This window comes from Roseococcus pinisoli (assembly GCF_018413645.1).
Lineage (GTDB): Bacteria > Pseudomonadota > Alphaproteobacteria > Acetobacterales > Acetobacteraceae > Roseococcus > Roseococcus pinisoli.
In genome coordinates this window covers 258,862-271,110 of the sequence record NZ_JAHCDA010000002.1, presented here as the reverse complement: position 1 = coordinate 271,110, position 12,249 = coordinate 258,862, and the positions used below count along the sequence as shown (strand labels likewise).

Here is a 12,249-nt window from a genome sequence, read left to right as displayed (position 1 = left end):
ATCCGGAAGGGCTGTCAGCCGAGGCGCCGCCGCATGAAGACCGTGACGCTCCCGGGCACCATCTCCGCGCGATGCGTCTCCTCGAAGCCGCGGCGGGCGTAGAAGGCGATGTTCTCGGCGAAGAGCGCGTTGGTGTAGAGCCGCAGCTCCGCGAAGCCGAGCGCGCGCGCCAGCGCCTCGGCATGGCGCAGGAGCCGGTCGCCCAACCCCTTGCCCTGCGCTTCCGGCTGCACCGCCAGGTTCTCGATCAGCAGGTGATCCGCCTGCGGGATGGTCTCGATGAGGGCCAGCAGCTCGCCCGCCTCCTCCCGGAGGTCGATCAGGTGCTCGGCCACCGCGCGCTCGTAGTCGGCGCGCATGGGCAGCGGTTCGCGGCCGATCAGCGGGACCCATTTGGCATAGGCGGCTCGGGTGAGCTCGCGCACGGCCGCGGCATCCGCCGGGCCCGCGCGCCGCAGGTCGTCGATCTTCGTCATGGAAAGCTCCGAGGCATCCGGAAAGAAAAAAGGCCACGCCTTTGCGGGCGCAGCCTGCGGATGGGCGCGTCAGCCGCGCTTCATCGTCGCTGCGCGCGAGGGGCGGGACGACGGCGTCGGAGGAAAGGCGCGGGCTTCATGGCGCTCGCATGCTGTCCCTCCGGGCTCGGAGAGGCAAGGCCGAGAATTTCTCTTGAAAAGACTCTTTCAAGATATATCTTGATCGCATCTGAGACACTCTGGAAGGATTTCAAATGTTCGGATTCAGACATCACCGCCATGGCGAGCGCAGCCCGCACGGCCACGGTCATGAGCGTCACGGGATGCGGCGGGGCGGCGGCGGTTTCGGCCGCGGCTGGGGCATGGAGGGCGGCGAGCCCGAGGGCCGGCGCCCCCGCATCTTCGACGGCGGCGACCTGCGGCTCGTCCTGCTCAAGCTGATCGCCGAGACCCCCCGGCACGGCTACGACCTCATCCGCGCCATCGAGGAGCGCACCGGCGGCGCCTATGCGCCGAGCCCCGGCGTGGTCTACCCGACGCTCACCCTGCTCGCCGAGATGGGGCTGACCGCGGAACAGGCCTCGGAAGGCGCGCGCAAGCTCTTCGCCGTGACGCCGGAAGGCACGGCCCATCTGGAGCAGAACGCAGCCGAGGTGCAGGCGCTCTTCGCGCGGCTCGACGCGCTCGGCGCCCAGCGCGAGCGCACCGAGGCGATGCCGCTGCGGCGCGCCATGCACAACCTCCGCACGGTGCTGCTGCACCGGCTCGGCACCGGAGATCTCGACCGCGAGAAGATCCACGAGGCCGTGGCCCTGATCGACGAGGCGGCGCGCAAGATCGAGCGCCTGTGATGGAGGGCACCCTGCCCCGCCACGCGATCACCCGCCTGCGCCAGGAAACGCGCCGGCGGGTGCTCACCCTCGCCACGATCGAGCAGCTGACGCCGCATATGCTGCGGCTCGGCTTCGTCTCGCCCGAGCTGCACGACTTCGCCAGCGCGGCGCCGGACGATCATGTGAAGCTCTTCTTCCCGACCGCGGAGGGAAGCTGCATGCGCGACTATACTCCGCGCCGCTTCGACCCGGCGGCGGGAACGCTGGTCCTCGACTTCGCCCTGCACGAGGCGGGCCCGGCCACGCGCTGGGCGATGAAGGCCAAGCCGGGCGACGCGCTGGAGATCGGCGGCCCGCGCGGCTCCGCGGTCGTCGCGGACGACTTCGACTGGTACCTGCTGATCGGCGACGAGACTGCCCTGCCCGCCATAGGCCGTCGGATCGAGGAGCTGCGCCCCGGCGTGCCGGTGACGAGCTTCGTCCTGGTGCCGGAAGCGGCCGATGCGCAGCACTTCTCCACGGCCGCGAGCTGGTCCGGCCATTGGATCGCGCGGGGGGCTTCGACGGAGGACGGCGCGCTGCTGCTCGCCGCGATCGCCGACTTCACGCTGCCGCCCGGCGACGGCTTCATCTGGATCGCGGCCGAGGCGCAGGCGGCTCGGGCCGTGCGGCACCATGTCCTGGAGACGCTGGGACATCCGCGCGCCTGGGTGAAGACGGCCGGCTATTGGCTGCGCGGCGTGGCCGATGCGCATGAACGCATCGAGGATTGAGCCGTGCCGGGCACCGAGGTCCGCCTGCCGCTCAGACCGCGGGGTTATCCCAGCGGCGCATCAGCGCCGTGATCGCCGCATCGATGTCCCGGAAAGGCACGCCGTCCTTCACGTCGAAGGCGATGCCCAGCAGGAAGATGTTGAACATCGCCGCCAGGCCAACAGTGTCGGTCCCGGGGGGCAGCTCTCCCTGCGCCACCGCCCTTTCGACGTGACGCTGGATGCCGTGGCGGTTCCGGGCCCGCTCCTCGGCGAGCAGCGCGTCGATATGCCGGCTTTCGGGCGAGCAGTTGCTCGAGCCCAGGATGACGAGGCAGCCGGGCGGATGCGATGCTTCCGTCTGCATCCGGGCGGAGCGGCGCAGGGCCAGCTCGATCGCTTCCCGCGGCGGCAGTGAATCGTCCTTCAGGCTGGCGGTCGACTGCCCGTAGGTCGCGATGTAGCGCGCCACCACCTCGCGAAACAGCGCCTCCTTGGACTCGAAGGCGCCGTAGAAGCTCGCGGAGGAGAGCCCGCCCATGCCTTCCCTGAGCTGGGAAAGCGACGTCGGTTCGTAGCCCTGTTCCCAGAAAAGCTTCATCGCGGCGTCGATCGCCTCTTCCCGGTCAAAGCTGCGCGGGCGTCCGGTGCGGACCATGGCATCCTCCGTTTGTTGCGGCCTCCGTTTAATTCGGATCGATCGATCCATAACTCATTGCCAGGGAGATGTCGCGCCTCTAATTATGGATCGACTGATCCATAATTCCAGAGGACCACATGCTTCTAGAGGAAAGCGCAGGATCGGCCGGGCCTGCCCGGCTGGCCGATCCCCTGCCCGTCTCCGCCCTGCTCGCGCTCGCGATGACGGGCTTCATCTGTATCGCCACCGAGACCCTGCCGGCGGGTCTGCTGCCGCAGATCTCGGCGGGCATGGGGATTTCGCAGGCCGTCGCGGGGCAGATGATCACCGCCTATGCCGTCGGCTCGCTGCTGGCCGCGATCCCGCTGAGCATCGCCACCCAGGGCTGGCGGCGGCGCAACGTCCTGCTGCTGACCATCATCGGCTTCCTGGTCTTCAACACGGTCACAGCACTGTCGCCCAACATCGCGCTCACCATGGCGGCGCGCTTCTTTGCCGGCGTTTCCGCCGGCCTAGCCTGGAGCCTGCTGGCCGGATACGCCCGGCGGATGGTGGCGCCGGAGCAGCAGGGCCGCGCCATGGCGATCGCGATGGTCGGAACCCCCATTGCCCTTTCGCTCGGCGTGCCTTTCGGGACCTGGCTGGGCAGCCTGATCGGCTGGCGCTTCGCCTTCGGCGTCATGTCGGCGCTGACGCTGGTGCTGATCGCCTGGGTGCTGATGAAGGTGCCGGACTATCCGGGCCAGGCGCGCTCGCAGCGCATGCCGCTGCGCCGCGTGTTCACGACGCCCGGCGTGCGCCCCGTCCTCGGCGTCGTCATGGCGTGGATGCTGGCGCACAACATCCTCTACAGCTACGTCGCGCCCTTCGTGGCGCCGGCCGGATTGGCCGGGCAGGTCGATCTCGTTCTGCTGACCTTCGGTACCGCGGCGCTCCTCGGCATCTGGGTGACGGGGCGGCTGGTCGACCGGCTGCTGCGGCGGATGGTGCTGCTCAGCCTCGCGCTATTCGCGCTGACGACCCTGGCCTTCGGCTTCTGGGCGCAATCGGCCCTCGTCATCTACGCGGGAACGGTGGTCTGGGGTCTGACCTTCGGCGGCGCGGCCACGCTGCTGCAAACGGCCCTTGCCGATGCTGCGGGCGATGGGGCCGACACCGCCCTTTCGATGAACGTGGTGGCCTGGAACAGCGCCATCGCCGCCGGCGGCATCGCGGGAGGATTTCTGCTGGAGAGCCGGGGCGTGGCCTCCTTCCCCTGGGCGGTGCTGGTCCTCGTGCTGCTCGGGCTGGCGCTGGCCTGGTCGGCCCGCGTGAGCGGCTTCCCGGCGGGGCATCGGAGCTCGAGCCGGGCCGTGGTCGCGCACTGAGCGCCAAGTCAGGCTGCCGAAACAGGTCCGTCTCCTCAGGAGGCGGACCTGCGGGAAAACGCGCTACCGCAGCTCCACCGCGTAGCGGAAATGCGTGGTCTCCAGCCAGGAGCATCGCCGCTCCACCGGCCGGTCCATCACGTCGAAGCCGATGCGGTGGATCAGCAGCAGCGGCCAGCCCTCCTCGCAGTTCAGCAGGGCGGCGGCGGCGGGCGGTGCCTTCACCGCCTGTATCCTCTCCTCCACCCGCACGATCGTGATCCCGAAGCGCTGCTGGTAGAGGACGTAGAGCTCATCGGTCACCTCGGTGCCGAGCGACACGACGAAGCCCGGGAACAGTGCCGCGGGCAGCACGATCATTTCTGCGATCATCGGCCGGCCCTGGATACGGCGCTCGCGCCACAGGCGATGGACCCGGGCGCTCCTGCCCAGCCTCAGCGCGCGTGTCTCCTCCGCATCGGCGCGCGCTGTCTCCTGGCTATGCGTGAAGCTGGTCGGCTTGAGGCGCAGGCCCTCGACGGATTCCGCGCGGAAGAAATGAAAGAGCTCACGCTCGCGGGTCGCCTCGGCGACATGCGAGCCGATGCCCTGCCGCCGCTCGATCAGCCGCTGCCGCTCCAGCGCGGCCAGGGCGCGGCGCAGCGTGCCCTGGCTGATGCCGAGATCGGCGGCGAGCACGGGCTCGGTCGGCAGCGCCTCGCCCGGCTTCCAGTCGCCACGCGCGATGCGCGCGCGCAGCTCCGCCTCGGCGCGCGCGTAGAGCGGCTGCCGCTCGAGCGTCATCGAAGGCCCGGGAGGCCGGCTTTCCCGATGCCCCCGTGCATCAGGCCCGCCGCAGGTTCGGGGCGGGCTTCCCGTCGATGATCACGTTCACGCAGGCCGGCTTGCCGCTGGCGAAGGCACGTTCCAGCGCCGCCGGCAGATCCTCCGCGCGCTCCACGAATTCGCCATGTCCACCCAGCGCCTGGACCACCTGGTCGTAGCGCGTGCCCGGCAGCAGCTCGCAGCCATGGGTGCGGTTGGCGCCGTAGTCGCGCTTCTGGATCTGGTATTCGGCATTCCACTTCGCGTCGTTGCCGACGACCAGCACGAAGGGCAGGTCGTGGCGGAGAGCCGTGTCGAACTCCGCCATGTGGAAGCCGAAGGTGCCGTCGCCGCAGACAGCGAGGATGCGCCCCGCAGGCCGCGCGGCACTGGCCGCCAGCGCGAAGGGGATGGCCGCGCCAATGGAGCCCGCGATGCTGTTCATCACGCGCTCGGGCGCGCGGAGGCAGGCCTGCATCCACTGCCCGATCTCGCCGCCATCGGCGACGAGGACGGTTTCCGGCGTGACGAAGCCGGCCAGCGCCGCGCCGAGCGTGGCGGGATGGATGGAGGCGCCCGGCTTGCCGGCCAGCTGCGCCCATTCGGCGGGGCGATAGGCCAGGGCCTCCGCCAGGCTCTTCGACCATCCGGCCTCCGGATGCGTCGTGGCCGCGGCCGCCAGGGTGGCGACGGCCTCCAGCGGCGCGGCCATGGCAGCGAGTGCCAGCCGCGGGCCGAGGAGCTTCGCGGCGCGATCCTGCAGCTCGGCATCGGGATCGATCACGATCCAGCGCGCCTTGGCATCGACGGCGGGTGCGCGGCCGAAGCGCAGCGTGAAGTCGAGCTGCTTGCCGAGAAGGACGATCAGGTCCGCCCGCGCCAGTTCGTCGGCGAAGGCGCCGAGCGAAGGGTCGCCCAGGCCGCGCGGGCTTTCCATCAGCGCGATGGGTAGGCCGATCGCGGCCTCCAGCGCGGCGCGGGCGCGACGGCCGTCGGGCGTGTTCAGCGCGGGGCCGGCGGCGAGGAAAGGACGCTTCGCGCCGGCGATCGCAGCGAGGATGGCGGCGGCCGCCTCGCCGGAGAGCGGCATGGCGTCAGGGCGGTAGGCCGCCTCCTCCGGAAGCTCGACGACGGCCTTGCCCTCGACAATGTCGGTGGGCAGCGAGATATGCACCGGGCCCGGCCGGCCTGCGCGGGCGATGCGGAAGGCCTCGGCGATGTCCTCGGCGAGATCCGCGGTGGAGCCGGCAAGCCAGGCGGCCTTGCAGAGCGGCGCCGCCATCTCGACCTGCGGCGTCTCCTGGAAGGAGCCGAGGCCGAGTTCGTTCAGCGGCGCATGGCCCGAGAGGAGCAGGACGGGAACCTCGCCCGCCAGCGTCGTGGGCAGCGCAGCGATGGCATTGGTATGCCCCTGCCCGCCCGTCACCAGCGCGACGCCCACCTCGCCCGTCAGGCGCGCCCAGGCATCGGCCATGTGCAGCGCCGCGGCCTCGTGCCGGGTATGGACGATCTCGATGCCCGCCCCGAAGGCGGCGTCGTAGACCGGCATGATGTGGTTGCCCGAGAGGCTGAAGACGCGGGTGACGCCGCCTCGCTTCAAGGCAGCCCAGAGAATGTCGGCGCCGCGGATCTCTTGTGACATGTCGATATCGCTCTCCCAGTCCGTGCCGGAATCCTGCCGCAGTCTTGTATAAGACACAAGTTAGCGGCAGGATGTCCGCCAACGGAAAGTCAGATGTCAGCCGAGCTCCTCATTCTGCCCCTGGGGCTCCTCATCGCCTCCTTCTGCTCCGGGCTGGCGGGCTTCGCCTTCAACCTGGTTGCAGCGGCCATCCTGTTCCATTTCATCTCGCCGCAGGAGCTGGCGCCGGTGATCGTGCTGGGCAGCCTCGTGGTGCAGTCCGTCAGCCTGCCGACGGTCCTGCGCGAGGTCCAGTGGCGGCCGCTGCTGCCCCCGATCGTCGCGGGGCTGCTGGGCCTGCCGCTCGGCGTCCTCATCCTGCGCGTGGCCGATCCGCGGCAGGTGGGGGTGATCGTGGGCGTGCTGCTCACCGGCTATGGCGGCTACGCGCTGGCGCGCATGGCGCTGCGCATCAAGCCTCGCCAGCTCGGGCCGAACCCCTTGGTCGACAAGGTGGTGGGCTTCTTCTCCGGCATCCTGGGCGGCATCGGCGGCTTCTCCGGCGCTCTGCCCGCCATGTGGAGCGACCTCCAGGGCCTCTCCAAGGAGATCACGCGCGCCCGGATACAGCCCTTCGTGGCGACCATGCAGGTCTTCACCGCGGCGAGTCTCGCCTTCGGGGGCTTCGTCACGAAGGAGACGGGCTGGATGCTGCTGACCGGCCTGCCGGCGCTGCTGCTCGGCACCTGGCTCGGCCTCAAGGCATTCCATGTCATCCCGGCCCAGGGCTTCCGCCTGGTGCTGGTGGGCCTGCTCTTCGTCTCGGGCCTCTCGCTGCTGGTCTGACGCGCTCTCGCGGCAGCGCGTGCGCTTTTGGCGTAGATTTTTTCGATGCCCTCGCAGTATCTCTGGCGGCCGCGCAGGCGCCATCGGATCCGCATGACCATCGCCCACTTCATCTTCGACCCGCTCTGCGGCTGGTGCTACGGCGCCGTGCCGGTCCTAGACCGGATGCGCGCCGATGGCTTCGGCGTCGAGCTGCTTCCGATGGGGCGGACGGCCGAGGTTCCGCGCGTCGAGGGCGAGTTCTCCGGGCTCATCTGGGAGACGGACCGCCTGGTGGCGAAGCATACGGGCCAGCCCTTCACTCGCGCCTATCGCTGCCTGCTGAATGGCGGCACGGCCTGGCTGGACGCCTGGCCGGCGACGCTCGCGATCATCGCCGTGGCGCGGACCCGGCCCGATCGGCAGATGGCCGCCCTGCATGCCCTGCAGATCGCCCGTTTCGTGAACGGGAGGGACACCGGCGACGCCGCCGTCGTCGAGACCATCCTGCGCGAGGTGGGCCTGCATAACGCCGCGGATCTCTGCGCTGCCTCCAACCCGGTGCTGGTCGCGGCGGCAGAAGCGGCCACGCGGCGCGCCGGCGATCTTCTCGCGGAGCATGGCGCGGATGGCGGGCCGGCGGTGCTGCTGACCGGCGAGGACAGCCCGCGCCTGCTGGGCGCCAAGGTGCTGATCGCCCGGGCCGCCGCGCAGCGATCGCGGCTCGATTCAGCGGCCGACGACCCGCGCGCCGAGCGGGCGCGGCCCCTGGCGGCGATTCCCACCTTCGCCTGAGGCGGTGGGGCCGGCCATCCGCTCGCCAACATGCCGATTCGTGATGAGCCGGCGCCTCGCGAATCCCTTCGTTCCGGACTTGTCATGTGGCGGGGGCGACACAGCAGATTTGCTACTGGACAGAGTCGCGCGTACGTGAACAAAATCAGAACAACGGCAGTGCGCCTAAGCCTTCGTTAAACTTCGGCCAACCACTCCATATTGTGTGCATCGGAGAGCCTCCTCCCCATATATAGCGCGGGACGTTGATAGTCCGGGTCGAATCAGGCATGGTCCCGGCCGGGGAATGAGGGGATTAGAGACCGTGTTCGACGCAGTTCAGCTTCAGGGCCATCACCAGGTGCAGGTGGATCGCAGCCGCGATTCCAGGCTGACTGACTTCGGGCGCGCGACGCTCGACGACCGCTATCTCCTGCCCGGAGAAAGCTACCAGGACCTCTTTGCGCGGGTCGCTTCGGCCTATGGCGACGATGCAGCGCATTCGCAGCGACTCTACGACTATATCAGCAAGCTCTGGTTCATGCCCGCCACCCCCGTGCTGTCCAACGGCGGCACCACCCGCGGCCTGCCCATCAGCTGCTTCCTCAACGAGGCCAATGACAGCCTCGAATCCATCGTCGGTCTCTGGAACGAGAATGTCTGGCTCGCCTCGAAGGGCGGCGGCATCGGCTCCTACTGGGGCAACCTCCGCTCCCTCGGCGAGAAGGTCGGCCAGAACGGCAAGACCTCCGGCATCGTTCCCTTCATCCGCGTCATGGACAGCCTTACCCTCGCCATCAGCCAGGGCTCGCTGCGCCGCGGCTCGGCCGCCGTCTACCTCCCGATCAGCCATCCCGAGATCGAGGAGTTCATCGACATCCGCCGGCCGACCGGCGGCGACCCGAACCGCAAGGCGCTCAACCTCCATCACGGCATCCTGCTGAGCGACGCCTTCATGCGCGCCGTCGAGGCCGACGACACCTGGGCCCTGACCTCGCCGAAGGACGGCGCCATCGTGCGCACCCTCTCGGCCCGCTCGCTCTGGATCCGGCTACTGACCGCGCGCATCGAGACCGGCGAGCCCTACATCATCTATTCCGACCACGTGAACAACGCGCGGCCAGAGCACCACAAGCTCGCGGGCCTCGAGGTGAAGACCTCGAACCTGTGCAGCGAGATCACCCTTCCCACCGGCCTCGACCAGCATGGCGAGCAGCGGACGGCCGTGTGCTGCCTCTCCTCGCTCAACCTCGAGAACTGGACGGAGTGGAAGGACGATCCGCTCTTCATTCCCGATGTGATGCGCTTCCTGGACAACGTGCTCCAGAACTTCATCGACACCGCGCCCGACAGCATGGCCCGCGCGCGCTACTCGGCGATGCGCGAGCGCTCGGTCGGCCTCGGCGTGATGGGCTTCCACAGCTTCCTGCAGGGCATGAACGTGCCCTTCGAGAGCGTCATCGCGAAGGTGTGGAACAAGAAGATGTTCAAGCACATCCGCGAGCAGGCCGATGCAGCCTCGCGGATGCTGGCGGAGGAGCGCGGCCCCTGCCCGGACGCCGCCGAATACGGCTTCATGGAGCGCTTCTCGAACAAGATGGCGATCGCGCCGACGGCGTCCATCTCCATCATCTGCGGCGGCGCCTCGCCGGGCGTCGAGCCGATCGCGGCGAACGTCTACAACCACAAGACGCTCTCCGGCTCCTACATCGTGCGCAACCCGTATCTCCAGCGGGTGCTGGCGAAGCATGGCCGCGACGACGAGGACACCTGGAACTCGATCACCGTCCGCAAGGGCTCGGTGCAGCATCTCGAATTCCTGGACGACCAGGAGCGTGCCACCTTCAAGACGGCCTTCGAGCTGGACCAACGCTGGGTGATCGAGCATTCGGCAGACCGCACGCCCTTCATCTGCCAGTCCCAGTCGGTGAACCTGTTCCTGCCGGCGAACGTCCATAAGCGCGACCTGCACCAGATCCACATGGCCGCGTGGAAGAAGGGCATGAAGAGCCTCTACTACTGCCGCTCGCTTTCCATGGCGCGCGCCGATGCGATCAGCGAGAAGGTGGCCGTTCAGCCGAAGCTGGGCTTCGCGGAGGAGCAGCTGCCCCTGCCGCTGGTGGCCCCGATTGCGCCGGCCTCGACCAATTACGAGGAATGCCTGGCCTGCCAGTAACCCGACGCTGAGGGCCCGCGAGGGCCCGACGCAGCCATCTTATCGACACGCCGGCGCCCCCTTGGGGGCGGCGTTCGACGAACCGCGGGAAGCGAATACCTCCCGCTGGGAGCCATGGGGCGATCGCCCCTGGCCCGCTCATCCGCAATCAGAGGCTCCTCCCGATGTCCGACGGCACCTCCCCCGACGAAACCCCGGTCAAGTTCGACCTGCTGACGGCCAACCCGGTCTACAAGCCCTTTCGCTACCCTTGGGCCTATGACGCCTGGCTGATGCAGCAGCGCGTTCATTGGCTGCCCGAAGAAGTCCCGATGGCGGATGACGTGAAGGATTGGCAGAAGAACCTGACGGAGGGCGAGCGCAACCTCGTCACGCAGATCTTCCGCTTCTTCACCCAGGCCGACGTCGAGGTGAACAACTGCTACATGAAGCACTACTCCCAGGTCTTCAAGCCGACGGAAGTGCTCATGATGCTGTCGGCCTTCTCGAATATTGAGACGGTGCACATCGCCGCCTATTCGCACCTGCTCGATACCATCGGCATGCCCGAGCTCGAATACTCCGCTTTCCTCAAGTACAAGGAAATGAAGGAGAAGTACGACTACATGCAGGGCTTCTCGGTCGAGAACAAGACCGAGATCGCCAAGACGCTCGCCGCCTTCGGCGCCTTCACCGAGGGCCTGCAGCTCTTCGCCTCCTTCGCCATCCTCATGAACTTCCCGCGCTTCAACAAGATGAAGGGCATGGGGCAGATCGTGACCTGGTCGGTGCGCGACGAGACGCTGCACTGCCTCTCCGTCATCCGCCTCTTCCGCACCTTCGTGCAGGAGAATCCGGAGATCTGGACCGAGGAGCTGCGCCGGGACCTCTACCTTATCTGCGCGACCATCGTGGATCACGAGGACGCCTTCATCGATCTCGCCTTCAGCATGGGCGCGGTGCAGGGCCTCAATGCGGAGGAGACCAAGCAGTACATCCGCTTCATCGCCGACCGCCGCCTGCAGCAGCTGGGCCTCGATCCCCTCTACAACATCGAGAAGAACCCGCTGCCCTGGCTCGACGACATGCTGAACGCGATCGAGCACACGAACTTCTTCGAGAACCGCTCCACCGAATATTCCAAGGCCTCGACGGAAGGTTCGTGGGAAGACGCCTTCGCGGACGGCACTTTCTCCTCGCCGCAGCCCGAGGGCGCGATCGACCTGTCGGACCGCCACTGAAGGCCCGGCATTGAAGCGGCAGGGCGGGAGGCGTAAGTCCCTCCCGTCATGCTGCGCATCATTCGGATATCCTCCCTGCTCCTTCTCGTGCTGGTCGCGGGAATCTGGGGCTACGCCTGGGTCACCAAAGCCCCGGAGGAGACATTGGGCGAGGCCTTCGGCTCCCGCCTCGCCAGCGTCTTCGGGCGGGACGCCACGGTTCCCGCCGCCACCGGTGGCGGGCTGCAGATGCCCGGCGGCATTTCGCTGGGCGGCCCCTTCGAACTGACCGACCAGACCGGCAAGGCCGTCACCGACCGCGACTATGCCGGCCGCTGGCTCCTCGTCTATTTCGGCTTCACCTATTGCCCCGACGTCTGCCCGACCGAGCTCGGCACCATGGCCTCCGCCCTGGACGCGATGGGCGCCGAGGGCGAGGCGGTGACGCCCATGCTCATCACCATCGATCCCGAGCGTGACACCGTCGCGGCCATGGCCGACTACGTCTCGCGCTTCCATCCCCGCATGCAGGGCCTGACCGGCACGCCGGAGCAGATCTCGGCCGTGGCGCGGCGCTACCGGGTCTATTACGCCCGGGTCCAGCGGCCGGAGATGACCGACTACCTGATGGACCACTCCAGCTTCATCTATCTGGTCGGCCCCGATGGCCGCGTGCGGTCCCTGTTCCGCCCGGAGATGACGCCGGAACAGATCGCGACCGCCGTGCAGGGTCAGATTCGCGGGACAGTGCGTCAGGGATCGTGACTCTTGGCGAAGCGCTG

Annotated in this window: 12 protein-coding genes; 8 read left to right on the top strand and 4 right to left on the bottom strand. The window is 68.5% G+C overall.

Going from position 1 to position 12,249, the window contains the following annotated elements; all coding sequences use genetic code 11:
• Positions 1-14: 14 nt before the first annotated feature.
• Positions 15-476 (bottom strand): GNAT family N-acetyltransferase, encoded by a 462-nt coding sequence (locus KHU32_RS10105; RefSeq protein WP_213669979.1) that lies wholly within the window; start codon positions 474-476, stop codon positions 15-17.
• A 254-nt stretch (positions 477-730) separates the two neighbouring features.
• Here KHU32_RS10105 and KHU32_RS10100 point away from each other — a divergent pair, with 254 nt between their 5' ends.
• Positions 731-1,327, top strand: coding sequence for a PadR family transcriptional regulator (locus tag KHU32_RS10100; protein WP_213669978.1), 597 nt, complete (start codon positions 731-733; stop codon positions 1,325-1,327).
• A complete protein-coding gene (locus tag KHU32_RS10095) occupies positions 1,327-2,082 on the top strand; it encodes a siderophore-interacting protein (RefSeq protein ID WP_213669977.1) in 756 nt (251 codons plus the stop codon). Before KHU32_RS10100 ends, KHU32_RS10095 begins: the two co-directional genes overlap by 1 nt.
• 31 nt (positions 2,083-2,113) lie before the next feature.
• Here KHU32_RS10095 and KHU32_RS10090 read toward each other — a convergent pair whose 3' ends face one another.
• Positions 2,114-2,719 (bottom strand): TetR/AcrR family transcriptional regulator, encoded by a 606-nt coding sequence (locus KHU32_RS10090; RefSeq protein ID WP_213669976.1) that lies wholly within the window; start codon positions 2,717-2,719, stop codon positions 2,114-2,116.
• Between the two features lie 119 nt (positions 2,720-2,838).
• Here KHU32_RS10090 and KHU32_RS10085 point away from each other — a divergent pair, with 119 nt between their 5' ends.
• Positions 2,839-4,068 (top strand): MFS transporter, encoded by a 1,230-nt coding sequence (locus KHU32_RS10085; protein ID WP_249680933.1) that lies wholly within the window; start codon positions 2,839-2,841, stop codon positions 4,066-4,068.
• Positions 4,069-4,131: 63 nt separating this feature from the next.
• Here the strand turns inward: KHU32_RS10085 and KHU32_RS10080 are convergent, their stop codons facing one another.
• Both KHU32_RS10080 and KHU32_RS10075 read right to left on the bottom strand, forming a co-directional pair.
• Positions 4,132-4,851, bottom strand: a complete 720-nt coding sequence (locus KHU32_RS10080; RefSeq protein WP_213669975.1) for a GntR family transcriptional regulator — start codon at positions 4,849-4,851, stop codon at positions 4,132-4,134.
• Between the two features lie 40 nt (positions 4,852-4,891).
• Entirely contained in the window at positions 4,892-6,514 is a 1,623-nt protein-coding gene (locus KHU32_RS10075; protein ID WP_213669974.1) for a thiamine pyrophosphate-binding protein, read from the bottom strand.
• A gap of 93 nt (positions 6,515-6,607) precedes the next feature.
• Between KHU32_RS10075 and KHU32_RS10070 the strand changes: the two genes are divergently transcribed.
• From KHU32_RS10070 to KHU32_RS10050, 5 genes are all read left to right on the top strand, one after another.
• Positions 6,608-7,339: a sulfite exporter TauE/SafE family protein gene (locus KHU32_RS10070; protein WP_213669973.1), complete on the top strand. Its 732-nt coding sequence runs from the start codon at positions 6,608-6,610 to the stop codon at positions 7,337-7,339.
• A gap of 93 nt (positions 7,340-7,432) precedes the next feature.
• A complete protein-coding gene (locus tag KHU32_RS10065; protein WP_213669972.1) occupies positions 7,433-8,113 on the top strand; it encodes a hypothetical protein in 681 nt (226 codons plus the stop codon).
• A 304-nt stretch (positions 8,114-8,417) separates the two neighbouring features.
• A complete protein-coding gene (locus KHU32_RS10060; protein WP_347265536.1) occupies positions 8,418-10,268 on the top strand; it encodes a ribonucleoside-diphosphate reductase subunit alpha in 1,851 nt (616 codons plus the stop codon).
• A gap of 164 nt (positions 10,269-10,432) precedes the next feature.
• The gene (locus tag KHU32_RS10055) at positions 10,433-11,488 is read left to right on the top strand and encodes a ribonucleotide-diphosphate reductase subunit beta (RefSeq protein WP_213669970.1); all 1,056 of its coding nucleotides are present in this window, start codon (positions 10,433-10,435) and stop codon (positions 11,486-11,488) included.
• 48 nt (positions 11,489-11,536) lie between these two features.
• Positions 11,537-12,232 carry an SCO family protein gene (locus KHU32_RS10050; RefSeq protein ID WP_213669969.1) on the top strand — a complete coding sequence of 232 codons (696 nt, stop codon included), beginning with the start codon at positions 11,537-11,539 and terminating at the stop codon, positions 12,230-12,232.
• The last annotated feature ends 17 nt before the right edge of the window (positions 12,233-12,249 follow it).